Raw genomic sequence first — 26,034 nt, forward strand, 5'->3', positions numbered from 1 at the left:
CCTGCAATATGTTTTCTTGACACCCCCCTCTTCTACGGGCTTCATTTCTCTCTATCTACGAAACTGCACAGAAACAATCTTTAACGTGGTCGTCAATAATACCTACAGCTTGCAAATAAGAATAACAAATAACAGGCCCGACAAAAGTAAATCCTCGCTTCTTCAAAGCCCGGCTGACCTTCTCGGAAAGGGGGCTCTGAGCGGGAACCATTTCCATTCTCTCCCATCGGTTCACTACAGGCGATCCGTGAACAAAATCCCAGAGGAAAGAAGCGAAGGAACCATACTCCTTCTCAACATCCAAAAAACAACGGGCATTATTCACAGCAGAAGCAATCTTTAATCGGTTACGGATAATGGAAGGGTTCTTACATAAATCAACTATCTTCTCTTCGCCGAATCGAGCCACTTTTTCAGGATCAAAACCCTCAAAAGCTTCTCTATACCCTTCTCGTTTCTTCAAAATAGTAAGCCAGTTCAAACCAGCTTGGGCCCCCTCTAAAACGAGAAACTCGAAAAGAGTGACGTCACAAAAAACCGGTTTTCCCCACTCATTGTCATGATAGTCTATAAGAAGGGGATCCCCCTCAGCCCACTGACAACGATGTTTTTGAATCTTCATAGCTCCAATGTCTCCATACTTAAATTTGTAAGATCCACGCATGTAAGAGTTCCCCAGGCCACAGGGCCACAGCCAGAAAGGTAGGTAAGTGCTTCTGACGCCTCCATAGCACCTATGACAAAGGGAGTACAGCTCGGAGTTCCAGCCACAACCTCCATCCCCTGATCCGGAAGTTTCCCCTCGAAAAGATCAAAATGGGTACGCTCCCACGGAAGGAATCGTCCTACTTGCCCAACCATCCCTCCAATAGCCCCATGAATAACGGGAATCCGCCCTGCCTCACATCCGCTATACAGAATTTTCCTCGCCCAATTACTGTCTAAAGCATCAAGAGCTATATTTTGTCCGTCCAGAAGTTCTTCGCAATTCTGTTCTGTAAGCATAGAAGTCACTACACGGACGTCAACGCTCCCATTCACTTCCAATGCTCGCAGTTGAGCCACCTGGGCTTTGTTCGCGCCAAGATTTTTTTCCATTGCAAGAAGTTGCCGATTTAAATTACTTGGAACAAAAGAATCACCGTCTACTACTGTTAACCTTCCCACGCCAGCTCGAGCGAGCACCTCTATAATAACTCCGCCTAACCCTCCACAGCCTGCCACGAGGGCGCGGGAGCGAGCCAAACGAAGCTGGCCCTCTACTCCCCATGTCCCTATATTTCTCTCATATCGTTCAGGGATCAGGTTCTGCTCCAACAAAGAAATCTCCACTTCTCGGCGGGAAATTCCTTCTCGTCGACTTCGACTCTCAATCTCGGCCAGGGAAACAACTCCCATTACTTTCTTCCTTAATGATGGTGAGAATGTTCTTCCACCAACTCGTCGTGACTCTTCTCTTCCCATGGCTCCAGTCCCTGACGATGGCGATAATCATTAATAGCAGCGTGGATTGCCTCCTCGGCCAGTACTGAACAGTGCATTTTTATTGGAGGAAGCCCATCAAGAGCTTCGGCTACAGCACTATTGGTAAGATCCCACGCTTCTTTTACGCTCTTCCCTTTCACCAGTTCAGTCGCCATACTTGACGAGGCTATGGCTGAGGCACATCCAAAGGTTTTAAATTTAATATCCGTTATATGGTCATCCTCAACTCTTATATATATTTTCATAATGTCACCACATTTAGGATTCCCAGCCTCGCCAACACCATCTGCGTCTACAATCTCTCCCACATTCCGAGGGTTCTGGAAGTGATCCATCACTTTATCGCTATATAGCATGGCACTAGCTCCTTTCCTGAGCTTTTATAAAATCTTCCCATAATGGAGACATATTCCTTCGTCTTTCCACAATACCTGAAAGTTTCTCCACTACATAATGGACGTCTTCATCTGTTGTGGATTCTCCAAGAGTTAACCGAAGAGACCCATGGGCCATCTCGTGAGAAAGCCCTATAGCCATAAGCACATGGGAAGGGTCCAGAGAACCTGAAGAACAAGCACTTCCTGTGGAGGCAGATATGCCGAACATATCGAGATCCATGAGCATAGTCTCCCCCTCAATGCCAATAAGGCTCACATTCACGTTATTTGGAAGCCGCGTATCTCCAAGAGCTCCATTGACTCTTGCATAGGGAATGCGCTTCATAATTTCATCTATGAGCTTATTTCGCAACGCTGAAAGTCTCTTCTGTTCTGCGACCATTTTCTTCCCGGCTCGTTCGATAGCTACACCCAAACCAACAATTCCTGCAACATTCTCTGTCGTTGCCCGTCGGCCTTTCTCTTGGCCGCCTCCATGGATAAAGTTATCGAGCTTCACGCCTTTCCTTAAAAACATTACACCGGTTCCCTTCGGCCCATAAAACTTGTGTGCTGAAAGAGAGAGCATATCAATATTCATGGCCTTCACATCGATAGGGACATGGGCCACAGCCTGTACGGCATCGGTGTGGAACAAAACGCCGCGCTCTCTACACAGTTTTCCTATCTTTTCTATAGGCTGGATCGTTCCTATCTCGTTGTTAGCGAACATAACTGAAACGAGAATTGTTCCATCAGTTATAGCTTTCGCCACATCCTCAACGGAGACACGCCCTTCCTCGTCTACGTCCAGATATGTAATATCGTAGCCTAAACGTGCGAGGTACTCTGCCGAATGGAGAATGGCATGATGTTCAATTTTCGTAGTGATAATATGATTTCCCTTGTTTCTATATGTAAAAGCCGCTCCCTTCAACGCCCAGTTATCAGATTCTGTTCCGCCGCTTGTAAAGAAAATCTCTGCCGGGGAAGCATTGAGAACACGAGCTACTTTCTCTCTTGCCTCTTCAATGGCCTTTTTGTTTTGCTGGCCTAACGTATAAAGAGAAGAAGGGTTCCCAAAAGATTCTGTAAAGTAAGGGGCCATGGCATGGAATACATCTGGAGCAACTGGTGTTGTTGCGGCGTGATCCATATATACCTGTCGACTCATCTTCTGATCCTGCCTTTCTCACTCTATTTCCGCGGGTGTATCTTCCGCAATTAAATCTCGTAATGTCGTTGATTCTAATACCTCATCAATACTGTTGCGCAACCGTACCCACAGGTTTCGCGCCGGGCAGCTATCCTCATTAAGGCACTCACTTCCTTCAAGGCAATCTGCCAAGTAGATGGGGCCCTCCAGCACTTCTACAACTGCAGCCACTGTTATCTTCTCTGGAGATTGGCTCAGGAGATAGCCTCCCTGCGGGCCTCGGATACTCTCCACCAGCCCCTGTCTTCGCAGCTTCAGAAAAAGCTGCTCCAGATATCGCTCGGAAATATGTTCTTTTGCAGCTATCTCCGTAATACTTACCGGCTCCTGTTTATTATATTGCCGAGCAAGCTCTAACATGGCCCGAAGACCATACCTTGTTTTTGTAGACAGTTTCACGGGGCTGTTCACCTTCTTTCTTCGAGAACTTTACTGCGCAACTATTCATACTATACCCTACCATATTTGTCAAGAATATATTGATGGGATTTGCAAACTCTATCTCGAAAATAGATAATACGTATAGGGAAAGGAGGGGAGCAACAAATGATACTTCGAGTACATGCTTTTCTTATGTACGCTACTGGTCAAAAAGAATTTAACATCCCGGCGCCTCCCACTGTAAAAGATCTTCTGAAAGATCTCTCGGAAAAATACGGAGAGAAATTTGACAAGTGGATTTGGTCTGGCAACGACATGCCAAAAAAGCTTTTAATGGGCACCATCATTATGGTGAATGGGAAACACATCGTCCATTTACAAGGGCTGGACACCCCTCTGAACGACAGTGACACTGTTAATATTTTCCCACCTGTCGGGGGAGGGTAAAAGGAAGCTTATGCATTAGCTGGCTAGTGACACGAGGCCACTCTACTTTGCCGATGATTTGTGCTAGCAAACTGTTAAGCCAGACAGGGGAAATAATATATATTTGCTCAATAAAAAAGCAGGGGCTTTTTACAATGGGAAGCCCCTGCTTTTACGCAACCTACATCTAATATATCTTCTTACGTATACGGACTTCTCTTCTCCTTTACAGAAGACCTCTTTTCCGTCCAGTGCCGAGATAGGCACCCCGAATATCCGGGTTATTCAAAAGCTCGGGAGAAGTTCCTGCCAAAATAAGCCCTCCTGTCTGAAGCACGTAGCCTCGATCAGATAAAAGAAGGGCCTGTCGGGCATTCTGCTCCACAAGAAGAATTGTTACTCCTTCAGAGTTAATTCTTTTCAGCTCCTTAAAAATGTCTTTTATGATAATAGGCGCCAACCCCAGCGACGGCTCATCGAGGAGAAGAAGCCTCGGACGAGACATGAGAGCCCGGCCAATAGACAGCATTTGCTGTTCGCCTCCGGAAAGAGTACCCGCATATTGGCTCTTTCGCTCTTCCAGCCTAGGGAAGAGCGAGAAAACCCACTCTAAATCCTCCCGAATCTGTCCCCTGTCCCGCCTTGGGAAAGCTCCCATCATCAGGTTCTCATAGACTGTAAGAGAAACAAACACTCGCCGCCCTTCAGGAACAAGGGACACTCCCTGTTTCACTACATCATAACTTCGACGAGCCAAAGGACCTCCATCAAAAAGGATTTCGCCTCCCTCTCTCGGAACCTCCGCCATGAGAGCATTCATCAAAGTGGACTTCCCTGCACCATTAGCTCCAATAACACATACAATTTCCCCTTCATTTACATAAAGAGACACTCCCCGTAATGCCCGAATCGCCCCATAGCTTACCTGCAAATTATGGACATTGAGGAGAGGACACTGCTGAGGCTCAGTCATGATGATTTTCCTCCTCCCCAAGATACGCTTTAAGCACTTCCGGATCGTTCTGAATATCTTCAGGGGACCCTTCCGCAATTTTAGCCCCGAAATTCATACAAATAATATGAGGACACACTTCCATAACCAGATCCATATGATGCTCTATAACGAGAATAGCCAGAGGAAAATCTTTATGAATCTCTCGAATCAGCTCATTAAGAGCCAGCACTTCTTCGGGATTCATTCCCGCGGCTGGTTCATCTAAAAGTAACAGTCGCGGATTCAAAGCCAGGGCTCTGGCTATCTCAAGTCGCCGTTGATAACCATAGGGAAGAGTACCTGCAGGTTGTAATGCCCGATCGGCAAGCCCCACCCTCTGCAGAAGCTCCATGCTCATATCACGGATACTCCGTTCTTTTTCCCTCCATCGTCCCATATGGGTTACCGCCTCAGCGAAAGAATAGGGTTCTTGGCACTGAGCTGCGGTCATCACATTCTCAAGAGCAGAGGAACGAGGGAAAAGACGCAGATTCTGGAAGGTCCTCGCTATGTCTCTTTGAATAATCTCGTACGTTTTAAGGGATGTAATATCTTCCCCCTCAAAAAGAATGCGACCAGAATCAGGGGCATATACACCGGTAATGATGTTGAAGATTGTGGTTTTTCCTGCTCCGTTAGGACCGATCAACCCCACTACGTCACGTTCACCCATCATAAAGCTCATATTCTGAACAGCCTGAACGCCGCCAAAAGATTTGTTGATTCTATCTAACTCAAGGAGTGCCGCCATGGTCTTTCCTCCTGAAAAACTTTCTCGTAAGATCTTCGCCATTAAGCCCTCCCATAATCCCCTCCGGACGAAGCACCATAATAACAACTAACACTGCACCATAAATAAGCATGCGATATTGGGAGATGGGACGAAAGAGTTCCGTAACCAATGTAATGACCACTGTCCCAACAAGGGTGCCAGTCATAGACCCCAAACCACCAAAAACCACGACAGCCGTAAGTTCTGTAGATTTAAGCATATCGAACATAATAGGTTGGATAAAAGAAAGGAATCCAGCCAGCAGGGCACCAGCAACGCCGCAATAAAACGCCGATATAATGAGACTGAGGATTCGTATCTTTGCTGTAGGAAGTCCGAGGAGAGATGCGGCAACGTAATCATCACGACAGGCCTTGAAAGATCGGCCGTATCTACTTTTAATAAAATTAAACATGCATATGGCCATAATGACAAAAAAGGTAAGCGCCACAGGAAGAGTTGTGTAGGGCTCAATGCCAGGATATCCCCGGGCCCCTCGCGTAAGAGACTGCCAATTCTCGAGGATCAAACGAATAGCCTCACCCAAGCCAATGGATGCAATGGCGTAATAATCTCCCATAAGACGCAACGTAGGAACTCCTATGCCGTAAGCCACCAGAACCGCCACCCCTCCACCTAACAGAATAGCCGGGAACCAGTGCAATCCATAATGCACCGTAAGAATGGCAGATGTGTAAGCCCCCAAAGCCATATAGGCAGCGTGCCCTAACGTGAATACGCCAGTAAAACCCGTTAAAAGAGAAACCCCCATAGCCGCAATGCCGTTGATGCAAAGAAGAATAATAATACCTTCAGTATATCCAGACATAGCCCCACCTACACCTTTTCGCCAACCTGTTTACCAAACAACCCCGTAGGACGAATAAGAAGGGTTATAACCAGAAGTGAGAAAACCACCAAATCTCTCATCTGGCTCGATATAAAGCCTGCTGTCAGCATTTCTGCCAACCCGAGGATCAAACTCCCCACCACAGCTCCAGGCAAAGATCCCAGCCCGCCAATGACAGCCGCCACAAAGGCCTTGATTGTAATGGCTCCCAACTGAGGGTAGAGAGTATAACGAACGGAGAGGAATATTCCCCCTATAGCTGCTAAAGCCCCTGCCACAAAAAAGACAATTGACACGAGAAGATTCACATTCACTCCCATGAGCCCGGCAGTACGCAGATCACAAGCTGCTGCCCGTATAGCCAATCCCCATTTGGTTTTTGTAAGGAAAATTTGCAAGCAGCCCAGGGCCACCAATGCCACGACAAAAGAAAGCAGATCGAAAGCACTAGTTGTAGCAATATTGAAAAGATGGACCGGCTGGGTTGGAATAACGGGAGGCAAGGCCCGAAAGCGCCCTCCCGCCACAATGACAAAAATATTTTCAATCACAATGCTCATGCCCATAGAAGCAATTAAAAGATAGAGAGTAACCCGTGTTCGTTCACGAATAGGCTTATAGGCAATACGCTCAGTCACAACTGCCGCAACCCCGGCGCCCAGCAAGGAAATAAAGCCCGCCACCCATATACTGAGCCCTAATGTTTTCAGAGCTCCATAACAAAGATAGCCGCCAATAACAAGGAATCCTCCATGAGCGAAATTTGAGAAAAGGAGAATGGAGTAGACAAGAGAATACCCCACGGCAATGAGAGCATAGACAGAACCAAGGGAAAGACCGTTAATCACTTGCTGCAACAAAGTAGCCATTGATCGTCTCACTCCTTCCTTAAGAAAACGGGGCGGCTCTATAAAAACCGCCCCGTATAGTAGGTAATCTCTTCGTTTTCCTAAGGTTTGATCTTCTTAAAGAACTGCCCTCGTCCGTCTTTCGCGATGAGGACTACGCCATCTTTGTCTTTGGGAGTATTCGTTTCGGGATCGATCGTAATGGTAGCATGATGAAGCACAAGACCAGATGTAGCGGCCAAGGCATCACGAATAGCTTTAGGATCATCCTTCCCCGCCCTGGCAATAGCGTCGGCAAGCCAATAGATAGAATCATAGCCCAAAACACCATTCACAAACTCTTTACATTCATCTTTCCATTTTTCTTTATAGGCCTTGAAGAAGGGCTGCATGGCAGGATCTTCAGGGGCTACATGGTTAATCCAATAGGAGTTTTCCATTGCGGGCCCAGCTATTTCCCACATGAACTCGCCATATCCATCCCCACCAACAAAAATAATGTCTTTTAATCCAAGCTCCCTAGCCTGTTTCATAATAAGAGCCATTTCTTTTCCCATGTTGGGAAGTACCAGCACATCAGCTTTCTTGTCTCGTATCTCCGTGAGTTGGGCTCTAAAATCTACATCCTGTCCTCCACGGAAACCGAGATCAGCTACAACTTTCCCACCATATTCCCCATAGCTTTTCATAAAAAATTCCCGAAGGCCTTGAGAGTAATCATTCCCTACATCATAAAGAATTGCTGCATTCATTCGCTTTAATTCATTCGCTGCAAAATAGGCAATAAGTTTTCCCTGATAGGGGTCAGTAAAACAAATTCGGAAAGAGTACGGACGGACCTTCCCTTTCTCGTCTACCGTCACCAGCGGATTCGTAGAGACAGTACCAATCTGCGGAACTTCATATCTGTTCACAAGAGGAGCCGTTGCAATATTAATACCACTGCCATTTGCTCCTACAATGGCAACAACTTTGTCTTCCTCTATCATGCGCCGCACGGCATTCACGGCATCTTCAGCCCTGGTTCTGAAATCGTACACTACAAGTTCAAGTTTTCTCCCCAAAACGCCTCCTTGAGCGTTGATTTCATCCACTGCCATACGAGCCGTCTTTTCTTCAGTCTGCCCATACGCCGCCCAATCCCCGGTAAGAGCTGCCAAGTAACCAATCTTAATTGGTTTCTCTTCTGCAGCAGCTGGGGCAAGGAGAACCATCCCCAACAGAAGCCCAAGCACAACAAGCCCTACCACTCTCTTCAAACAGATACTGCTTCCTTTCACCACGTACCACCTCCTATAGAAAGTTTGCTGTGAGGTATAATCATTGTACAGAGAAAACAAGTCGTAATGCAATTGAAATTTTCCTAATAGTCTATAAATTATAACATCCAGGAGGGAAAAGGTATGTCTTTTCAATTACCAATTTATATTGAACCAGACTTCCAAAAAGAGCCCTTCTTCTCCGCTCGGGAAGCAACGGTAAAAACAGTAGAGAAAGAAGGCGTGGCTCCTTCCAATTACCACGCTCTTTCTATTTTCCCCGAGTACTTCAAGGTTGGAGGGCAATGGATTCTTGTTTCTGAAAGCAGAATGGACTGCGTCCCCGTTCTTCGTGAGGGCCTTGTTGTGGAGGCTGTAGAGTTTCGCCATCTTCATATTGGAGATATGGTTTTCGTCGGAAGAAATGAAGATGGAAGCGAAGGAATATACGTCCATTCCCACGGTTTCAAGACAACGAACGTGAAGGAAAACCAAGATATTTTCTCCTTTCGTACTGGCCGATCCAGGGAGACTGCCTACTCACGAGATTACGACATGCTTTACGAACTTTTAAGATATGAAAAAGACCATGGTTACATTGTATGGGTTCTAGGTCCAGCTGTAGTTTTCGATCACGACTCGAGAAGCGCCCTGTCGGAACTGATAGAACATGGCTATGCTCATGCCCTCCTGGCTGGCAACGCCCTCGCCACCCACGACCTAGAAGGTGGCATGATGAGAACAGCTCTTGGTCAAAACATTTATACCCAGGCCCAACAACCTCTCGGTCATTACAATCACCTGGATCTTCTCAACACTGCGCGAAATTACGGCTCTTTAGAGAAGCTTATAAGAGAAGAAGATATTCGAGATGGCGTTATTTATTCTGCTCTTAAAAAGGGCGTTCCCATTGTACTTGCTGGATCTATACGGGACGATGGCCCGCTGCCGCCTGTTATCGGGGATGTATACGAGGCTCAAGATGCCATGAGAACACATACCCGCAAAGCTACAACCATGATCGCTCTCGCTACCCAGCTCCATACTATTGCTGCCGGGAACATGACTCCTGCATTCACATGCAAAGAGGGGAAGATCCGCCCTGTATATATCTATTCCGTTGACGTATCAGAATTCGCAGTAAATAAGCTTCGGGATCGGGGAACTCTCTCGGTCACTCCCATCGTGACCAACGTGCAGGACTTTTTGGTTCATCTTCGCAATAATCTTGTTCCCTAGCGCATAAAACGGGAAGAGAGATACATGAGGTTTGAGGGAAATTATTAATTTTAGTTCTCCACTACAAGGGAGACCCATTGCGTTTTATTCAACGTTTGTTTCTTTACAAAGGTCCGGAATTCGCTCCAACGCCTCAACAAAAAGAAGGGGAAGACCGTGAAGAGCGTAGGGAAGGTAGAGCCGCTCTGTAGATTGATGTGCGTCTTTCCCTATAGGTCCCATATTCAGAATTGGGATATGAAGGCATAAAATGTCTTCCGAAGGGAAATAATAGTCTATATTCCAAAGAGGGGTATTTTGAGCCACCCCTTCAAGATCATTTAAATTTCCCTGAAACCCTAAATAACTAAGATCCATAATTCCCTCAAAAATTTCTCGCACTTCCAGGGAGAATCCAATATTCTTTCCCTTTTGGACAAGCTCTTCGCATAAAAGGCGCATCCCCTTCTCCCCGGCAATCTCTTCATTATTGCACCGAGAGGGATAATAAGGAGGCAAAAAACCTATAACAATAAAAGGACCCTTTCTTCCCCATTGACGGGCAAGGGTTTGCATTACCTCTATACCTCGTTGATGAATGTTTTTTCCATCATGAATAGAGAGCGCTATTTCCTTCATAAGAGCTTTAGGGGAAAGGCCTCGTTTTCTGGCAACCTCACAGAGTAGTTCTTCCACCGTTATAACGGCCCCTCGCTCCGGCTCTCCATCAAAAAGAGATGGGGCCAATTTTTTTCCCGACGATTCACGAAGGGCAAGAGCCTGTTGTAACGCTTCTTGCGCTCGTTGTTTCATATAAGCCAACAGTTGCCGAGGAGACTTCGTAACGAGAAGGCTATTGAAAAAAGTGACCGCCATTTCTGGAAGAGTAACAGAATAACCATCTTGTAAATCTGCAAGCTTCAACCCAGCCATTGGGGGGAAAGAAAAACCACGCCATGTATCAGCGCTCTCTTCATCTCCCTCTATAAGTACGGTAAGGCATGACGCCATAAGAGTTGCACTAACCCCCTTAAAATACTCTCCCACATGAGCCTCTCGCCCTACACAAAGAAAAACAGGCATAAGTTTGCCAATCGTTCCCAAATAGAGAGCTCCCTTTTCTTTTGGCTCTCCCACAGAAGGCTCTGTATTCAAACAGGCTATATATTGAAGACCCTTCTCTTCTCTAAAACGACGAAGCCACGGTACAACACTTCGCATGCCGGAAGACATGTTTTCTTCGTCACATACGGCAAGAAACAACAGGTTTGCACCAAGCTCCTCTCTGGCCTGAGCGTACATCTTCATACATGCCATTTCCAATGCCAAGCCATACTTCATATCGGCAATACCACGACCAAAAAGATACTCACCACTCTCTAGATCTCGTCTAACATCGGAAGGCAACATTTCCTTTTGAATTCGAGCCATATACTCTTGGGGCTCAAAAGCCCAAGAAGCAAGTGAGCCAAACCCTTCTGTTCCTACCACATCAAAGTGACCTGTAAGAATAATGGTTTGGCTACACGAAGGGAACGCTTCAAGAAAAGCTCCCACACAAAAGCGCTGCAAAGGGTCATTTTCTACTGGAATCATGACTATATGTTCAGGATGAGATTGGAAGTAGGGTAAAGAAGCTACCCACTCATATATATAATGCCCTACATTGTTTTCTTCTCCCGGCAATGTGGTAACGCTCGGAAAAGAAACTAGCTTTAGGCACAAGGACAGAAGTTCAGGTGGGGACGGAACTAATTGTCCCATGAGTTTTATTCCCTCCTATTATCCCTTTCCCCATGCGTTACTGTCACAGGAAGAGGAGCCGCTGCATCAAGATGAATGTCCATTTGAGGGAAAGCAATGGAAACTTTTTGCGTTTCAAAAAGATCAAGTATTTTATAACGCAGATCGCTTTGCACCTTAAAACGAGCCGTTTGGCGCATGTCCAGCCAAAAATAGAGATCGAACTCAAGAGCACTGGTACCGAAATTTCGGAACACTACATAGGGTTCTGGCATAGAAAGCACATTAGGATGAGACGTTGCTGCCTGAAGAAGAAGCCTCTCTACGTCCTTTACTGGAGAGCCATAAGCCACGCCAACGCTTACAACCCCTCGAAGCAACTGATCGGAAAGATTCCAGTTTATAATTCGATTCTCCAAAAAATATCGATTCGGAACAAGCACGTCTACATTATCAAAAGTACGGATTCTGGTAGAACGTGCCCCTATCTCTTCAACTGTACCGAGAACATCATCAACCTGCACCACATCTCGTAGTCTGAAGGGTTTGCTCATAAAGAGAATCAAACCGCTGATAAGGTTGCTGAAAAAATTTTGAGCGCCAATGCCAAGGCCAAGAACAAGAGCACCACCTAGAAAGGCAAAAGCCGTTAAAGGAATATTTACCATATCTAAAGCCATGAGGACAAAAAGAAAGGTGAGGAAAAAGAAAAGCCCTTTCTGTATCGCCATAGCTGCGGTAGGGTCCATCTCAAATCGTTCAAGAAGACGCTTCGTAAACCACTTGGTCACTTTACGGCTTATAAGCAACCCCAAAAGTACAATAATAACTGCCAGGATCAATTTTTTAATTGTAATGGTATAGCCGTTCCCAGACCATAACTGGAAATTAAGAAACGCCAAAACCCTCTCACGACCTGCTGAAGAAACCTTTTCCGTGAGCGTTACCGACCCTAGTCGGCTGTCTACCTCTTCAAGCAAGCGATTATTGAGCATAGATACCCCTAGTAACCGAGACATATATTGGGTATTAAGTTCTGCCTGTTTTTTTAATCCATCGCTCTCTCTTTTCAGGAACTTCAACACTTGAGAACTTTCATTTTGAGAAGCATAAAGATTATTTACCGATAAAAGCCTCGATTGCAAGGAAATTTGTTTTTTCTGCAATCCAAGCAACAAGCTGTCGAGGTTTTTCTTTCGGACGTTCACATCTACTTGAAGTTTCACGAGCTCTTCCGTAGGAAGTTTTTTCTGCAGTAACCTATATCGAGCTTCCCAAATTTCTCTCGTCTCTTCCTCCCAGAGCCTCGCCTGATCTGTTTGGTCAAGGGCCGTCTGATAGTATGTCTGCCATACTTCTTTTTCCTTTAAGGCAGCCTTATATATATCTTTCTTTTCTCCTTCCGGCGCCGTCTCGAAGTGGGTTTGTGCGTTCACCAGTTCCTCTGTAGCTGTATTAAGGTCTTTCCTCAGCTCATCTGCCTGACGCTGAAGATCTGCTTCTCTCTCTTTTATCTGATCGATCTGCCTGTTCAGATCTGCCTCATCATATTGAAGATTTTGCCCAATCCATTTCAACCCATCAAGCAAATTTTTCTTGTCCATCTCTAAAAGATTAAGGCGGAGGCGGCTTTCTTCCAAGGACTTTTCTCCTGAGGCAAATAGCAAACGATCCCTTTCAAGCTGTAATTCTGCCTGTTGTTTCTCCCACTCGGAAGCCCCCCCATTTTGCAATGCCTCTTCCAAGGCTACGAGACGTTGTTCATCAACCCTTGCCCTATCGCGAAGAGAAGGGAGACTGCCTTCAACAAAACGTTGTCCATAACTTATAGTATCGATTTCCTGGGAAATAGGATCGAGGTGTTCTCTATAGCCCTCATAAAAACTAAGAGAGTAGGGAGGCTTTTTTTCTACGAAAGCAGCCACATCTCTCTTCATATCGCTCTGCCTACGGTCAAAATCAGCCTGCAATTGAGCAATACGATCTGAAAGAGACTGGAAACGCCGATATAGGGTCAACAGCGATTCAAAAAGGCCTAAACGCTCCTGAAATTGGAATGACGAAAGCCCACCTTGTTCCGATGTCAACTGTTTTTCTGAAGCTCGTAAACTATCAATATTCTTTTGTATCTCTTCTACTCGTGCCTGTACCTTCTCTACTGTATACGGAGATTCTTGAGATGTAGACTCTTCTGTGGCGAGCTGTGAAGGGAGCGAAGGGACTTGAGCCATAGCCGCAGACGCTAAGAATAGAAGGGATAGTACACTCAAAAGCATGAAGACATTTGCTGAAAAAAAGGTTTTTCTAAACACTGTACACCACTCCCGAAAGAAAAGGCGAACTCTACTCTAGGAAGAGTTCGCCTAAGGGAGAATTACTCATTCCCCTCGTTTGATCCAAAAAGTTCTTCAATAATATCTGCTACATGTTCCATCTTGGTAATTTTCGTCACATTGGAGCCACAGAAAAATAATCCTTCTTCCCAATTACCGAAGTAGGCATCCATAAGGGCTTGCGCAATGCAGAATGTCTTTTTCTCCGTACGATAACGGCAATGGGTTAGACAGTTAGCAATACACGGTTTTCTCCCTACTTCGCCGTTTAAGTACTTCTCTATGAAGGGAGACCGAATGGCTCGGCCCGGAAGACCTGCTGGACTCTGAATAATCACAACATCATCTTCTGTAGCGTCAATATATGCCTGCTTAAAACGATCTGATGCATCCCCTTCAAAAGTACAGGCGAAACGGGTTCCCATTTGCACGCCACTGGCACCAAGATCAAAAACATGTTCCACATCTTCCCTTGTCCAGATTCCTCCTGCAGCAATAATAGGAATCGGAGCTTTCAGCTCTTTCTCTAAATACTCTACTAACTCTGGTATTACTACATCCAGGGAAAATTCTGGATTCTCTACTTGCTCCATTTTTGTTACCCCAAGGTGTCCTCCTGCGTAAAGAGGCGTTTCCACTACAAAGCCATCAGGAAGACGATGGTACAAACGTTCCCACCGACGGGCCAGAAGACTCGCAGCCTTCGTAGAGCTGACAATAGGAACGAGCGCTACATCGGGGAAATCCTTGGTATAGTCAGGAAGCTTGATGGGCAACCCAGCTCCTGAAATAATAATATTGACTCCGCCCTCGCACGCAGCTCGCACGTGGAGTTCATAGTCAGTAAGGGCCACCATGCAGTTGACAGCGAGAACGCCCGACTCTCCTGTAATCTCTCGAGCTCGTATGAGCCCCTCTTTGACCGCTCTCTGATTAGCCTCAAAATAGTTATGACCGTTGTAATAAGGTTCAGTACAGGCTAACCCTACACTGGCAATCGTGCCGACCCCTCCATAACGCGCCACATGTCCCGCCAAATTCGGGCCGGATATAGCGACGCCCATCCCCCCCTGAACCAGGGGGTAACGCGGCTGATACTTTCCCACTTTTAAAACAGGAATGGAACGGCTCAACAACATCTCTCCTCTTTTAGCATAGATCTTGCCTTTGCTATTTTTAGACAAGCTTGCCTATTCTATCCTAAAAGGGAGACTCGCTTCAACAAAAGAATTCAAAAATAAAGTATCCATAGGCATTTACTTCGTAAGAATCACTTTATATCCACCTTCAAATTCGTCGATGGCAACGTTCCATTTCTGGCTTCGCCCAAAACGAGCCACATTTTCCCGAGATGTTACAGTGTCTACTAATATTTCCACCCGGCCACCAGTCAAATCTTTAAGAACTTTCCGCGTCTCAAGAACTGGCTGGGGACAAGAAAGGCCTCGAGCATCAACAATACGAGATTCGCTCATCTTATTTCCTCCTAATCCAATCTCTCTCGCATCATAAATCCAACGGCGAGACAGAAAATGAAGCCGACTATAACCGAAGATGGACCAAAAGCGCCTGTCCCTCCAGGAGAGCTAGCCAAGTTAAAGTTGTGGCTAAATGCCGCACCAACAAGCATTCCAAGCACAAAAACAGCAGCATCGCCATCACCTTCGCCACTCATAATAAACTGACGGCCAGGGCATCCGCCTGCTAACGTAAAGGCCAGGCCAGATACAACCATCCCCATAAAATTCCAAAGAGCATTGGAATGAGCCACAGGCTGTCCCTCAAAGCCAGGATGAAACTGTCCTAATGCTATATTCGCCACAAAAGCTACGACGATAAAAGCCAAAACTCCGTTAAATAGATGAGCATCTCGCAACATAATAAGATCACGAATAGCTCCTACTGTACAGAAACGGCTCCTCTGCGCCATCCATCCAACAATAAGGCCTACAGCAAGAGCCACCATAAGAGGAGCATGAGCTGCCCCCGGGCCCTTCTCCGAAAAAAAGATAGGGCCAGAACCTTCAGGACCAAAAGTTGGCGCCATAATAAGCAAAACAAGAAGAGCCACAGCTGCTATGGGCATAAACAGGCCTGATGGTTTCGCTGACTCATAAGAACGCCCCAGACTAAAGCCCTTCCACAAGAAAACAATACCAATACCTATGCCCGCAACAAGACCGGCAATGCCAGCAATGGCATTCCAATCTCCTCCGGCTAACCGGAGATACGCTCTCCATGGGCAACCGAGAAAAACTAAAGCCCCTATCATCGCAAACATGCCCAAAAAGAAACGGATCACTGGAGAAGACCCGCTGCGAGGAACATATTCGCGATACGCAAGAGCTGAAATGAAAGAGCCGAGAATAAAGCCGGCTATTTCCGGACGAATATACTGAACTACACCTGCCCGATGAAGCCCTAGAGCACCAGCTATATCTCTGGTAAAACATGCGACACAGATTCCCATGTTGCCCGGATTTCCCCAATGCACCAGAAGAGCGGCAAGAAGCCCAACAACCCCGCCTGTGATGATAGGTCCAATGCGAGACATGAGAAGGGAATTAAGACTTTTCATACAAAGCACCTCTCTCATTAAGAAGATTAAAGCTGCTATTAATATAGCTAACCGGTATTTATTTTATTACTTTTATTAATATTTATTATTACCACTATCGAAGATTTTATGCAACTCGACACTATTATTTTCCGATTCTTTGCTATTATTAATATAGGTTGAAGTTCTGATCCTCACAAAGGAAGGTGAAGACAAGGATATGGCTGAACAACAATTAGTAGTGTTTGCTCTTGGCAGCGAAGAATTTGGCATCGACATCTCACAAGTACGAGAGATCGTCAGGACTCAGGAAATTACGAAAATTCCTCAAGCTTCGAATTTTATTGAAGGGATTGTAAACCTCCGCGGGCAGATTGTTCCTATCGTAGATTTATGCAAGCGTTTTGGAATTGGGAACACAACTGTGGAAGATGACGGACAGCGACGAATTATTGTTGTCAATATGGAATCTCAGATGGTAGGGATTCTCGTAGACGGGGTCAGTGAAATTCTGCGAATCCCAGACGGCGCAGTAGAGACACCTCCCCAAATGATCGCCATGGGAATGAATCGGGAATTTATTACCGGTGTTGCTAAAGTTGAGAAACGCCTGATCATCATTCTCGATCTTAACAAGGTTTTTTCTTTTGAAGAGCAAGCGGAGCTTAGCGAAGTAGAAACCACCGCATAAAAAAAGAGGGGAGCTTGAAATGCACCTCCAAATGCTGGCTTCTTTGTCCAACTTTTGGAGAGCTGAACAGCTCCTCCTCTTTTCCTTTTCTATTTCTATAAAAGGGCAAGTTGTGCCTCTACATGCTTCATGGCTTTCTCGATAAAAGGAAGCAACTCCTTCTCTTTTTGAAGCTGATCTACAATCCAGGAGAGACTTCCCGCTTCTTCAAGCATCTGAAATGTTTGAGGATAATTGATATCGAATACCCAACTCAATTGTAATGCAAGGAAATCTGTTAATGAGTGGACTTTCTTATAAGAGGCTTTCCCAGTAGACACTAAATCCTCCAACAGATCTGGAGAGACTGGCACTTCCTCTTTCAGTCCTGGAGAAAGTTCCTGCACTTTCCCCTCTTTTATACATTGTCGAATTAAGGCTAAGATATCGATCTTATCCGCATCCCTTACAAGTTGACATAGAGTCCGTTCCTCAGGAGACAACGTGTCTGCAATATCCATTTTGTTATGGTAACGGATTCCTTCGAGAAGAATTTTTTTAGTTGAGGGGGAGATTCCAGACCAAGGGAAAGAACGTTCAAGGATGGTTACTCCTGCATCCCCGTGGTCTATAGAGCTTCCATCAGAAAAGGTACCATAGTCTCGATATTGAGGGAATCGCCCTATATCATGGAGCAACCCAAGAACGTCTGCTATGCGAACTGCGTCTCCTTCCCATTCAAGGGCCGTGGCGAGAGAACCACTATTCGCCTCCACTCGATAACTATGTTCCTTTTTCAAAAGAAGCAGATGGGGAAGATCGCCTTCTGGAGTGGCAAAATCCGCAACAAAATCTTCAAACCATTTTCGGGCAAGGATAAGATGCTCTACCTTCATAGGAATATCAACCTTCTTCACGCAGCGAGTATATAGATGGCTATTATACCGTACATATAGAGTAATTAGGCCTGCATTAACAGTCTAATATAATGTAGAATATAGTGTAGATTATAGTATACGTTACATAAATATAGACTCGAAAGGGGAGCTGAACGAATGAAAAAAAGTTACCTCCTTTTTTTGTTAGTTACTCTTTCTATCTTTACTTACAATTATGTTGCCCTGGCTTCGGAAGTTCAACCTCTTTGGCAATTTGAGGCCAGTACTCCTCTTACTGGAACGCCTGCAGCTGCAAACAACACCGTCTACATAGGTGATGAAGGTGGATCTGTCTACGCCCTAGATGGAGAGACAGGAGCTTTGATATGGCAATATCTAGCAGGGACATCTATCAACGGTTCTCCAGCTATAAACGATACCACTCTTTTTGTCGGGGGAACTGACGGAAGAATCTTTGCTCTTAATCGGGGAACAGGAAACTTGCTATGGCAAACTCTGGTCGGGACCGACTTGGGACCAGGCGCTATATGGGGATCTCCTATATACGGTTCTGATCTTCTCTTTGCAGGCAGTGCTGATGGGCGAATATATGCCTTTGACCCTACCACCGGTGCTGTTCTATGGACCTTCGATACTGGCAGGGAGCTCCGTTCCACACCTCTCTACCATGAAGGACTCCTCTACGTGGGAGATCATACAGGGAAATTTCATGCTCTCGACCCCAAAACAGGAAAAAGGCAGTGGGGCGGCGGATCTGGTGGTCCCATTGACACGGCCTCCACAACATGGAAGGGATTTATCTACTTCGGGAGCTGGGATGGTCGTCTTTCCTCAGTAAAAATAAAGGGGATCATTCCCCAGTGGAAGTACAATGCCGGCGCGGCTATTACTACATCAGCCATTCCTGCAGATGGGCGGCTCTTTTTCGGAACTCAAAACGGAGTATTTCACGCTATAGATGCCATCACGGGGCAACGACTCTGGACCTTCGCCCTTGATGGAGCCGTTCATGCAAATCCTGTAGTAGATAATGGGATTGTTTACATTGGAACCGATACGGGGAAAATTATTGCTCTCTCAGCGGGAAATGGGCAAGAAGAATGGACCTATCAGACAGGGCGGGAGATTCTTGCCTCTCCTGTTGTTTATAACGGAATTCTCTATGTTGGCAGCATGGATGGCAAGGTATACGCCTTCAGGATACGTTAATAAAAGTGCACCTCGAAAGTTGGACATCGATTCCAGCATTTGGAGGTGCACTTCGCTTTTTTGAATACGCTCTCTTTCTTTTTCTTTAAAGATTTCGAGCATCTCGAGCCAAAGCTCCAGCTCGATCGGTTTTTTCCCAGGCAGGCAGAGGATCGAGATCGATACGCCCCATATGGCCATAGGCAGCAAGTCGACGATATTGCGGACGGCGCAAGTCCAGGTCTCGAATCATTGCGGCAGGCCTGAAATCGAAATGCCGCTCTACAAGATCTGTCAACACCTCGTCAGAGAGTTTCCCTGTCCCGTACGTATCTACCATAATTGAAACTGGCTCAGCTACTCCAATAGCATAGGCAACCTGAATCAGACATTTTTCAGCCAACCCGGCTGCAACTACGTTCTTCGCTGCGTAGCGAGTCATATAAGCGCCAGAGCGGTCAACTTTCGTCGGGTCTTTACCTGAAAAAGCCCCGCCCCCATGAGGAACCCAACCGCCATAGGTATCTACAATAATCTTGCGCCCAGTAAGACCTGAATCAGCCATAGGGCCACCCTTTACAAAACGACCGGTAGGATTGATAAGAATGCGAGTCTCCGGTTTCAGCAGGTGCTCCGGAATAATAGGGGTGATAACATGCTCTATAATGTCTCCCCGAATTTGAGCTTCTGTTGCTCCTGGATGGTGTTGAACTGACACTATAATTGTATCTGCCATAATGGCATGACCATCAACATACTCAAGAGTAACCTGAGTTTTCCCGTCTGGACGGAGGTAGGGGATGGTTCCGTCTTTTCGAACCTGCGCCACGCGCCGAGCCAAACGATGGGCAAAAGCAATGGGCATGGGCAAGTATTCTTCAGTTTCATTACAGGCATAGCCCACCATCATCCCCTGATCACCAGCTCCTGTTCTGGAGAGCTCTACCTCTCTTGCCTCTTCCTGGCTTCGAGCCTCAAGAGCCGTATTGACGCCCTGAGCTATGTCGGGAGACTGCTCGTCAATGGCAGTAATAACAGCACACGTATCGCCATCAAAACCATATTTAGCTCGAGTGTAACCGATTTCTTTCACTATATCTCTAGTAAGTTTAGGAATATCCACATATGTAGTAGTGCTAATCTCTCCAGCCACTAACACCAATCCTGTCGTTACGAGAGTTTCGCAAGCTACCCGCCCCATGGGATCATCAGCCAGAATTGCATCGAGCACGCCATCAGAAATCTGATCTGCAATCTTGTCTGGATGCCCCTCTGTGACTGATTCCGACGTAATTAAAAATCTTCTGTCTGCCATTTAGCGACCTCCAATTATAAAGATATCAAAAAAGGACCCATTCCAAGAGGAAGGGCCCTTTTAAAACACAAAAAGTAACGCTCATTCCTCTCTTATCATCCAGCCTTTCGGCTGCTGGTATTGGCACCGTACCTTATTATTTCAGGCAGGTTGCCGGGCTTCATCGGGCCAGTCCCTCCACCTCTCGGGATAAGAGATTCATTTATAAAGTTTCACAAAACTAACTTTAGTATTATAAAGGATTTTCCCAAGGTGTCAATAAGTGTTGTTGAGGCTCATGTAGATGGGGCAGAGTTTCGTTCCGTTTACTTAGACCCCATGTGCATGCCATCGATTCTCACACGAGTTTTTTCTATAGCTTCCAATCAATAGCTTTTTGCTGAATTGTCCACAACTTATTATAGAGATCGTCTCTTTCAATTAATTCATTATGGGTTCCCTGTTCAACCACGTTGCTGTTGTCTAGCACTATAATTTTATCTGCATTTTTTACAGTTTTTAAGCGATGAGCAATAACAATAACCGTTCTTCCAGTAATTAATTCTCCTATGGCTTTTTGAACTTCCACTTCGTTCTCTGGATCAAGAGATGCTGTCGCCTCATCAAGCAAAACCACGGGAGCATTCTTGAGAATTGCACGGGCAATAGATACACGTTGCTTTTCTCCTCCTGACAAAGTGCAGCCACCCTCACCTACCATAGTATCGTACCCCTTCGGCAACGCCATAATGGAATCATGGCAACATGCCTTTTTTGACGCTTCAACAACCTCTTCGCCAGTGGCATTACTTTTACCAAAACGGATATTATTGCCTATCGTAGGGAAGCCGGCGGCGCTATTACCCAGGATAAAACTGGTAGCGAGAAACAAAACAATAGGGAAAAGATCTGGAGTATGTCAAAAGCTCGTTTATGACCCAGGCCTTGGTTGCAGGAGTTGACGCAGATGTGGCTAAGGTCAACGCTTCTCTTTTCGAGGCACGAGCGAAGGATCTCCTTGGCCGGTATGGGACCAATCCCAGAGAGTGGTACGACAGGATAGGCCTTCAGATCGATGAGGGGTCGCTTGGAATTGATAGCGACGGCGTTTCGTACAACCAGGACGGGGCCATCAATCTCAACGATAATTTTTATAAGTGGTTCGGCGACTCGAAGGTGGTTGACGAAGAGGGCAAGCCACTCATTGTATATCATACGGGAACGATGGATGATTCTTATGACATTGCTAAATCCAGAAGCTACAATGGTTCTCCTGATTACGAAATCCCTGGAATATATTTAACAGCCGACAAACAGGAAAGCCAAGACTATGGTTCTTCGGGCCAGACAAAAGAGCTTTATGTTTCGATTAAAAACCCATATAACGAAGATACAACAGCCTTACATGACAGGTTAGGTACATGGCGTAAGGTTATGGATTATTTAATTGAACAAGGGTATGACGGAGTTATTGATGATGAATCCGGTGAGATTATTGCTTTTTCTCCTAACCAGATCAAGTCCGTCTACAACGAAGGTACGTGGAGCCCTAATAATACCAATATCTATATGCAAAATCAGGCGGAGACACGACTACGACAGGATATAAAGGCATGGGGAGAGACGGTGGACTCCTTCCTAGCGGGGAAGCAAAAACGAACTGTCCCAATGCATGTGATGACGACGCCTCTAGTATTTCATCTAGTAGGAGCAGAAGTACTGCCCGTCTCCATACGTTGCAGTGTTGTAGAAAAGATTCTACGCACCAAACATAATATTCCTGCTGAAACATTGAAACAGGTCCCTGGGGCATTGGCTGACCCACTTATGATTTTCGATTCGGCAACAGTTTCTGGCAGCCTAGTTGCTATGGTGGAATTAAAAGATCCCGATGGTGCAACTCTCGTGGTGCCTTTACGACTTAACAAGAGACAGGAAGGGTATGAAGTTAACGAGATTTCTAGTGTTTATGGAAGAAAGCTGTATGGTACTCAGAAGCCAAACAACCAGTGGTTTATTAATCAAGTAGAAGAAGGTCGGTTGCGTTACATAGACACAAAAAAAAGCTCCGCCTGGCTCGATGCAGCCGGGCTATGCTTGCCCGGTGAAGGAGCCTCGCGGGGCCTAGAGAGCTATCAACTCTCTAATAAAATTGTAAAGACAAAAGCTGACCTTGTCAAACTAAAACAACAATTCCCATGTAGATGGGCCAACGTTTCGTTCCATCTTTTACTCTTACTGGTTTGTGTATTTGACTTCCCTAAAAACTATTATTAAGCTAAACTTGTTTTATGAAATTTTTAATATATAAGGACATGGTATGAAATGTCTCCATAATTCTTAAAATAGAACGTAATTTTCTTTAAAAAAGAAATTTATCCCACTAAAAACATCCAGCAAAATTTTCTATTTCTTATGATGAGAATTGAGATGTCGAAAGTAAAAGACGCATTCTCAGCGTAACATTTTTTATTTTTCTATAAGGTAGTTTTTCCGCTTGACTTATATTTAAAACGGATTATAATTTTTTTAATTTCTAAGAGAGATGGAAATAATATAAGTCAAGCGGAAAAGATAAGTGACTTTTTTACTTCCTACAAGGGATAGTTTATTTTCTCTTTTTGCAGAGTTCAAAAAATAGTAATCCTTCGTTAAACGAAATCTACTTCTAATCAGGCGAAAGTTGATCAAAAAACACACATGAAGTTCTGAGTTTGTTGTCATTAGATAATCCTAAATACTCAGATTACAACAAAAAGCACGCTTTAATATTAATGTGTCGGTGAAAACAAGAAGCTTGGAGGTTTTGCTAATGAAAATATGCCTTCTTTTTGACATTGCCGAAGGAAACGTCTTACGACTTAAACAACAACATCAGTATCAAATTCAAGCTATGGTATACAACCTTCTCGATAAAGAGTATGCTCGTTTTTTACACAATGAAGGGTTTATTTATGAAGGGAAACGTCATTTTAAATTATTTTGTTTCTCAAAACTTTTTGGGAACGGCCCTATAAAACGAGAAAAAGACTTTTTATATATTCCTTCCCCCGTGAAACTTTCAATAACCTCTCCTGTTAACGCCATTCTTGAACAACTTGCTAATAATGCTCTTTCCCTAGGAGAAATAAGACTAGGAAATAATTTCCTTCAATGTAAAGAAGTAACTGTTGAAAACCCCCAAGCAGAATCAGAAGAGATACTAGTACAAACCCTCTCTCCAATAGTCTGCTACTCTACCCTTAAAAAATATGACGGAAGCGATTTTACTCACTATCACTCTCCTTACGACCAAGAATTCGGAGAACAAATACATGCAAATCTCATAAAAAAATTCACTCTAATAACATCAGAAAAAAGTGAACTAAATCAAACAATAAAAATAGAAAAATTGGGACGGATATGGGAATCGATAAGATTTTTTAGCCCTGAAGACAACAGACCAATCAAGGGGTGGAATGGCAACTTTCGACTTACAGGTTCTCAAGAACTCTTACAAACAGCTTTAGACGCTGGTCTCGGTGCAAAAAATAGCTCTGGATTCGGATGTGTTGAACTTGTAGAACGAGAAAGGAGGTATAAATAATTGGGATTTGTTAACGCCACCTATGAATTAGGTAAATTAGTTTCAAATAAATTAAACGACCCTGAATTTATAGATATCGAAAGTTATTTACAACTCCCCATGCCCGTAATCGAAGACAAAGAAAGATCAGGTAGAGTAATTAGAATATGGCTTAATGTAACAGACAGCACCGCAGAATGTATCAGAGAACCAACAGGGGCAGCAACCCCATGGAATTTCTCCCCCATATATAAATTGGGAAAAAGTTCGGCCAATTCACTCTCTGATTTAATTGGAACTAAAGGATCTTGGCAAGAAGACAAAACAGAACTTATTGAAAATAAAAACGATTTTAACATGCAGGAAGTTTATATAGAACGAGACAATAAAATTCGCCCAATTTATAACAAAAATACAGGCTCTAACCCAGTGGATTCCAATGATGACGACTTCATTCTCTGAATCCCCTCGTTTAGGAGGAACTCTTGTCTGGTACTTTACTATATGCAAACGAGAGGTGTGGCTCATGGCTCGAGGAGTAGAACCAGACAGAGATGACGAATTTCTCGCTTTGGGGCGACTTATGGATAAGACAACTTATAATCGAGATCGACATTGCATTGACTTCGGAAATAGCAAATTCGACATCATGCGCGAAGAAAAAGGAACATTAGTAGTAGGAGAAATTAAAAAAAGTAGTCGTTCCATTGATGCCGCACGATTACAACTAGCACACTACCTTTATGAACTCCAAAAAAATGGAGTCGAAGCTAGAGGGGAATTATTATTCCCAAAAGAGAAAAAACGCGAAGAGGTGCTACTCTCAGAAGAACTAAAAACGCATCTTGACCAAGTTTATCAAGAGATTATTGCAATATCGTCCCTTGAAGCCCCTCCTTGTGCGAAAAAATGTAAGTACTGTAGAAACTGCGCTTACAATGAATTGTGTTGGAGCTGATAAAAATGGGAAAAACACTCTATGTACTTTCGTCAGGAGAACTTAAACGAAAAGAAAATACCATTATTATAGAAGGTTCAGAGGGTAGAAAATTTATTCCTGTAGAAACAACAGACGAAATGCTTATTTTCGGAGAAGTAGATTTAAACAAGCGTTTTTTAGAATTTTGTACTGCCAATAAAGTAATGCTGCACTTTTTTAATCACTATGGATATTATCAAGGAACATTTTACCCCCGTGAACACATGAATTCAGGGGCTGTAATCCTTGCCCAAGCTAAACATTGTCTTGATGACTGTAGAAGGCTTTTTATAGCTAAAAAGTTTGTAACAGGTGCTATAGAAAACATGAAGAAAGCATTGCAATATTATTCTCGACGTGGAAATATTGAGCTTGATTCCATAATTGAAAAACTCACTGTTTTTAGTAATTATGCAAAAGAACAAATTGGAATATCAGAACTTATGGGAATAGAAGGCAATGCACGAGATTGTTATTACACAGCTTTTGATCTAATAACGGGTGGAGGTTCCTTCTCTATGAAAAAAAGAAGTAGAAGACCCCCTCAAAATCGTATAAATGCTCTTATAAGTTTCTTAAATTCTATGTGCTATGTCACAACTTTAGCACAAATTTACAAAACACATATTGACCCCCGCATAGGTTTTCTTCACGAAACTAACTTCCGCCGTTTCAGCTTAAACTTAGATATAGCAGAAATATTTAAACCAATAATTGTAGACAGACTCATTTTTTCTCTTTTAAACAAGAAAGAAATTCAAGCGAAGCACTTCGGAGCTCAGTCTGGGGGAGGAATATACCTTTCAGAAAAAGGGCGGCCTATAGTTTTAAAAGCATGGGAAGAACGTTTAAATTCTACTATTGAACATCCTCGTCTTAAAAGAAATGTAAGTTATCGAAGCCTTATTAGAATGGAAGCGTACAAAATTGAAAAGCATATACTCCACGATGAGGAGTATCAACCTTTTGCCATGAGGTGG

General features: G+C 44.5%; 26 protein-coding genes, 1 pseudogene and 1 riboswitch. Of the genes and pseudogenes, 9 read left to right on the plus strand and 18 right to left on the minus strand.

From position 1 onward, the window contains the following. Positions 1-55 precede the first annotated feature (55 nt). From B3L97_RS00470 to B3L97_RS00490, 5 genes are read right to left on the minus strand one after another with little or no spacing between them, the layout of a single operon-like run. Entirely contained in the window at positions 56-622 is a 567-nt protein-coding gene (locus tag B3L97_RS00470) for a DNA-3-methyladenine glycosylase I (protein WP_286933032.1), read from the minus strand. Next, the gene (locus B3L97_RS00475; RefSeq protein ID WP_286933035.1) at positions 619-1,398 is read right to left on the minus strand and encodes a HesA/MoeB/ThiF family protein; all 780 of its coding nucleotides are present in this window, start codon (positions 1,396-1,398) and stop codon (positions 619-621) included. Before B3L97_RS00475 ends, B3L97_RS00470 begins: the two co-directional genes overlap by 4 nt. Positions 1,399-1,409: 11 nt before the next feature. Beyond that, on the minus strand, positions 1,410-1,841 hold the full coding sequence (gene nifU / locus B3L97_RS00480) for a Fe-S cluster assembly scaffold protein NifU (protein WP_024822835.1): 432 nt from the start codon (positions 1,839-1,841) through the stop codon (positions 1,410-1,412). 4 nt (positions 1,842-1,845) lie between these two features. Continuing rightward, positions 1,846-3,036, minus strand: a complete 1,191-nt coding sequence (nifS, locus tag B3L97_RS00485; protein ID WP_286933036.1) for a cysteine desulfurase NifS — start codon at positions 3,034-3,036, stop codon at positions 1,846-1,848. 18 nt (positions 3,037-3,054) lie between these two features. Continuing rightward, the gene (locus tag B3L97_RS00490) at positions 3,055-3,477 is read right to left on the minus strand and encodes an RrF2 family transcriptional regulator (RefSeq protein ID WP_024822833.1); all 423 of its coding nucleotides are present in this window, start codon (positions 3,475-3,477) and stop codon (positions 3,055-3,057) included. A gap of 147 nt (positions 3,478-3,624) precedes the next feature. On the opposite strand from B3L97_RS00490, the gene B3L97_RS00495 reads away from it, so the two are divergent. Then, positions 3,625-3,906, plus strand: a complete 282-nt coding sequence (locus tag B3L97_RS00495; protein WP_024822832.1) for a MoaD/ThiS family protein — start codon at positions 3,625-3,627, stop codon at positions 3,904-3,906. Positions 3,907-4,111: 205 nt separating this feature from the next. Here the strand turns inward: B3L97_RS00495 and B3L97_RS00500 are convergent, their stop codons facing one another. From B3L97_RS00500 to B3L97_RS00520, 5 genes are all read right to left on the minus strand, one after another. Beyond that, the gene (locus B3L97_RS00500) at positions 4,112-4,858 is read right to left on the minus strand and encodes an ABC transporter ATP-binding protein (RefSeq protein WP_286933038.1); all 747 of its coding nucleotides are present in this window, start codon (positions 4,856-4,858) and stop codon (positions 4,112-4,114) included. After that, positions 4,851-5,630, minus strand: a complete 780-nt coding sequence (locus B3L97_RS00505) for an ABC transporter ATP-binding protein (protein ID WP_024822830.1) — start codon at positions 5,628-5,630, stop codon at positions 4,851-4,853. The genes B3L97_RS00500 and B3L97_RS00505 overlap by 8 nt, the downstream gene beginning before the upstream one ends. Continuing rightward, positions 5,614-6,480 carry a branched-chain amino acid ABC transporter permease gene (locus B3L97_RS00510; RefSeq protein ID WP_024822829.1) on the minus strand — a complete coding sequence of 289 codons (867 nt, stop codon included), beginning with the start codon at positions 6,478-6,480 and terminating at the stop codon, positions 5,614-5,616. Before B3L97_RS00510 ends, B3L97_RS00505 begins: the two co-directional genes overlap by 17 nt. 8 nt (positions 6,481-6,488) lie before the next feature. Then, positions 6,489-7,370: a branched-chain amino acid ABC transporter permease gene (locus B3L97_RS00515; RefSeq protein WP_024822828.1), complete on the minus strand. Its 882-nt coding sequence runs from the start codon at positions 7,368-7,370 to the stop codon at positions 6,489-6,491. 80 nt (positions 7,371-7,450) lie between these two features. Continuing rightward, positions 7,451-8,563 carry an ABC transporter substrate-binding protein gene (locus B3L97_RS00520; RefSeq protein ID WP_051461166.1) on the minus strand — a complete coding sequence of 371 codons (1,113 nt, stop codon included), beginning with the start codon at positions 8,561-8,563 and terminating at the stop codon, positions 7,451-7,453. Between the two features lie 189 nt (positions 8,564-8,752). On the opposite strand from B3L97_RS00520, the gene B3L97_RS00525 reads away from it, so the two are divergent. Next, positions 8,753-9,847 carry a hypothetical protein gene (locus B3L97_RS00525; RefSeq protein WP_024822826.1) on the plus strand — a complete coding sequence of 365 codons (1,095 nt, stop codon included), beginning with the start codon at positions 8,753-8,755 and terminating at the stop codon, positions 9,845-9,847. Between the two features lie 84 nt (positions 9,848-9,931). On the opposite strand, the gene B3L97_RS00530 is transcribed toward B3L97_RS00525, so the two are convergent. From B3L97_RS00530 to yedE, 5 genes are all read right to left on the minus strand, one after another. After that, the gene (locus B3L97_RS00530) at positions 9,932-11,590 is read right to left on the minus strand and encodes a M20/M25/M40 family metallo-hydrolase (RefSeq protein ID WP_024822825.1); all 1,659 of its coding nucleotides are present in this window, start codon (positions 11,588-11,590) and stop codon (positions 9,932-9,934) included. A gap of 5 nt (positions 11,591-11,595) precedes the next feature. Next, positions 11,596-13,881 carry a mechanosensitive ion channel domain-containing protein gene (locus tag B3L97_RS00535; protein WP_286933040.1) on the minus strand — a complete coding sequence of 762 codons (2,286 nt, stop codon included), beginning with the start codon at positions 13,879-13,881 and terminating at the stop codon, positions 11,596-11,598. A 62-nt stretch (positions 13,882-13,943) separates the two neighbouring features. Next, complete coding sequence (locus B3L97_RS00540) at positions 13,944-15,035, minus strand: NAD(P)H-dependent flavin oxidoreductase (RefSeq protein WP_286847285.1); 1,092 nt, start codon at positions 15,033-15,035, stop codon at positions 13,944-13,946. 123 nt (positions 15,036-15,158) lie between these two features. Next, entirely contained in the window at positions 15,159-15,377 is a 219-nt protein-coding gene (locus B3L97_RS00545) for a sulfurtransferase TusA family protein (protein WP_024822822.1), read from the minus strand. Between the two features lie 11 nt (positions 15,378-15,388). Continuing rightward, entirely contained in the window at positions 15,389-16,480 is a 1,092-nt protein-coding gene (gene yedE / locus B3L97_RS00550) for a YedE family putative selenium transporter (RefSeq protein ID WP_286847287.1), read from the minus strand. A 199-nt stretch (positions 16,481-16,679) separates the two neighbouring features. Between yedE and B3L97_RS00555 the strand changes: the two genes are divergently transcribed. Beyond that, entirely contained in the window at positions 16,680-17,150 is a 471-nt protein-coding gene (locus B3L97_RS00555; protein ID WP_286847289.1) for a chemotaxis protein CheW, read from the plus strand. A 95-nt stretch (positions 17,151-17,245) separates the two neighbouring features. On the opposite strand, the gene B3L97_RS00560 is transcribed toward B3L97_RS00555, so the two are convergent. Beyond that, positions 17,246-18,025: an HD domain-containing protein gene (locus B3L97_RS00560; RefSeq protein ID WP_286847291.1), complete on the minus strand. Its 780-nt coding sequence runs from the start codon at positions 18,023-18,025 to the stop codon at positions 17,246-17,248. Positions 18,026-18,184: 159 nt separating this feature from the next. Here B3L97_RS00560 and B3L97_RS00565 point away from each other — a divergent pair, with 159 nt between their 5' ends. Beyond that, on the plus strand, positions 18,185-19,237 hold the full coding sequence (locus tag B3L97_RS00565) for a PQQ-binding-like beta-propeller repeat protein (RefSeq protein ID WP_286847293.1): 1,053 nt from the start codon (positions 18,185-18,187) through the stop codon (positions 19,235-19,237). A gap of 85 nt (positions 19,238-19,322) precedes the next feature. Here the strand turns inward: B3L97_RS00565 and metK are convergent, their stop codons facing one another. Beyond that, a complete protein-coding gene (metK, locus tag B3L97_RS00570; protein ID WP_286933042.1) occupies positions 19,323-20,531 on the minus strand; it encodes a methionine adenosyltransferase in 1,209 nt (402 codons plus the stop codon). Positions 20,532-20,620: 89 nt separating this feature from the next. Continuing rightward, positions 20,621-20,727, minus strand: a riboswitch (SAM riboswitch). A 156-nt stretch (positions 20,728-20,883) separates the two neighbouring features. Next, positions 20,884-21,351, minus strand: a pseudogene (locus B3L97_RS00575) (ATP-binding cassette domain-containing protein); the annotation flags it as partial. A 128-nt stretch (positions 21,352-21,479) separates the two neighbouring features. Here B3L97_RS00575 and B3L97_RS00580 point away from each other — a divergent pair. From B3L97_RS00580 to cas1b, 5 genes are all read left to right on the plus strand, one after another. Continuing rightward, the gene (locus B3L97_RS00580) at positions 21,480-22,787 is read left to right on the plus strand and encodes a hypothetical protein (protein ID WP_286933045.1); all 1,308 of its coding nucleotides are present in this window, start codon (positions 21,480-21,482) and stop codon (positions 22,785-22,787) included. Positions 22,788-23,322: 535 nt separating this feature from the next. Beyond that, entirely contained in the window at positions 23,323-24,096 is a 774-nt protein-coding gene (gene cas6 / locus B3L97_RS00585) for a CRISPR-associated endoribonuclease Cas6 (protein WP_286933046.1), read from the plus strand. Next, entirely contained in the window at positions 24,097-24,537 is a 441-nt protein-coding gene (locus tag B3L97_RS00590; protein ID WP_286933048.1) for a hypothetical protein, read from the plus strand. It begins immediately after the preceding gene. Next, the gene (gene cas4, locus B3L97_RS00595; protein ID WP_286933049.1) at positions 24,518-25,033 is read left to right on the plus strand and encodes a CRISPR-associated protein Cas4; all 516 of its coding nucleotides are present in this window, start codon (positions 24,518-24,520) and stop codon (positions 25,031-25,033) included. The genes B3L97_RS00590 and cas4 overlap by 20 nt, the downstream gene beginning before the upstream one ends. A gap of 5 nt (positions 25,034-25,038) precedes the next feature. Beyond that, a partial coding sequence (cas1b, locus tag B3L97_RS00600) for a type I-B CRISPR-associated endonuclease Cas1b (RefSeq protein ID WP_213699788.1) occupies positions 25,039-26,034 on the plus strand: 996 nt, incomplete at its 3' end.

The organism is Aminobacterium sp. UBA4834 (assembly GCF_002400205.1).
In the GTDB taxonomy this organism is placed as follows: domain Bacteria; phylum Synergistota; class Synergistia; order Synergistales; family Aminobacteriaceae; genus Aminobacterium; species Aminobacterium mobile.

Coding starts and splice junctions, on each gene's coding strand:
- B3L97_RS00470 (WP_286933032.1), bottom strand. CDS start 622: ATGAAGATTCAAAAACATCGTTGTCAGTGGGCTGAGGGGGATCCCCTT.
- B3L97_RS00475 (WP_286933035.1), bottom strand. CDS start 1,398: ATGGGAGTTGTTTCCCTGGCCGAGATTGAGAGTCGAAGTCGACGAGAA.
- nifU (WP_024822835.1), bottom strand. CDS start 1,841: ATGCTATATAGCGATAAAGTGATGGATCACTTCCAGAACCCTCGGAAT.
- nifS (WP_286933036.1), bottom strand. CDS start 3,036: ATGAGTCGACAGGTATATATGGATCACGCCGCAACAACACCAGTTGCT.
- B3L97_RS00495 (WP_024822832.1), top strand. CDS start 3,625: ATGATACTTCGAGTACATGCTTTTCTTATGTACGCTACTGGTCAAAAA.
- B3L97_RS00500 (WP_286933038.1), bottom strand. CDS start 4,858: ATGACTGAGCCTCAGCAGTGTCCTCTCCTCAATGTCCATAATTTGCAG.
- B3L97_RS00505 (WP_024822830.1), bottom strand. CDS start 5,630: ATGGCGGCACTCCTTGAGTTAGATAGAATCAACAAATCTTTTGGCGGC.
- B3L97_RS00510 (WP_024822829.1), bottom strand. CDS start 6,480: ATGTCTGGATATACTGAAGGTATTATTATTCTTCTTTGCATCAACGGC.
- B3L97_RS00515 (WP_024822828.1), bottom strand. CDS start 7,370: ATGGCTACTTTGTTGCAGCAAGTGATTAACGGTCTTTCCCTTGGTTCT.
- B3L97_RS00520 (WP_051461166.1), bottom strand. CDS start 8,563: ATGGTTCTCCTTGCCCCAGCTGCTGCAGAAGAGAAACCAATTAAGATT.
- B3L97_RS00525 (WP_024822826.1), top strand. CDS start 8,753: ATGTCTTTTCAATTACCAATTTATATTGAACCAGACTTCCAAAAAGAG.
- B3L97_RS00530 (WP_024822825.1), bottom strand. CDS start 11,590: ATGGGACAATTAGTTCCGTCCCCACCTGAACTTCTGTCCTTGTGCCTA.
- B3L97_RS00545 (WP_024822822.1), bottom strand. CDS start 15,377: ATGAGCGAATCTCGTATTGTTGATGCTCGAGGCCTTTCTTGTCCCCAG.
- yedE (WP_286847287.1), bottom strand. CDS start 16,480: ATGAAAAGTCTTAATTCCCTTCTCATGTCTCGCATTGGACCTATCATC.
- B3L97_RS00555 (WP_286847289.1), top strand. CDS start 16,680: ATGGCTGAACAACAATTAGTAGTGTTTGCTCTTGGCAGCGAAGAATTT.
- B3L97_RS00560 (WP_286847291.1), bottom strand. CDS start 18,025: ATGAAGGTAGAGCATCTTATCCTTGCCCGAAAATGGTTTGAAGATTTT.
- B3L97_RS00565 (WP_286847293.1), top strand. CDS start 18,185: ATGAAAAAAAGTTACCTCCTTTTTTTGTTAGTTACTCTTTCTATCTTT.
- metK (WP_286933042.1), bottom strand. CDS start 20,531: ATGGCAGACAGAAGATTTTTAATTACGTCGGAATCAGTCACAGAGGGG.
- cas6 (WP_286933046.1), top strand. CDS start 23,323: ATGAAAATATGCCTTCTTTTTGACATTGCCGAAGGAAACGTCTTACGA.
- cas4 (WP_286933049.1), top strand. CDS start 24,518: ATGACGACTTCATTCTCTGAATCCCCTCGTTTAGGAGGAACTCTTGTC.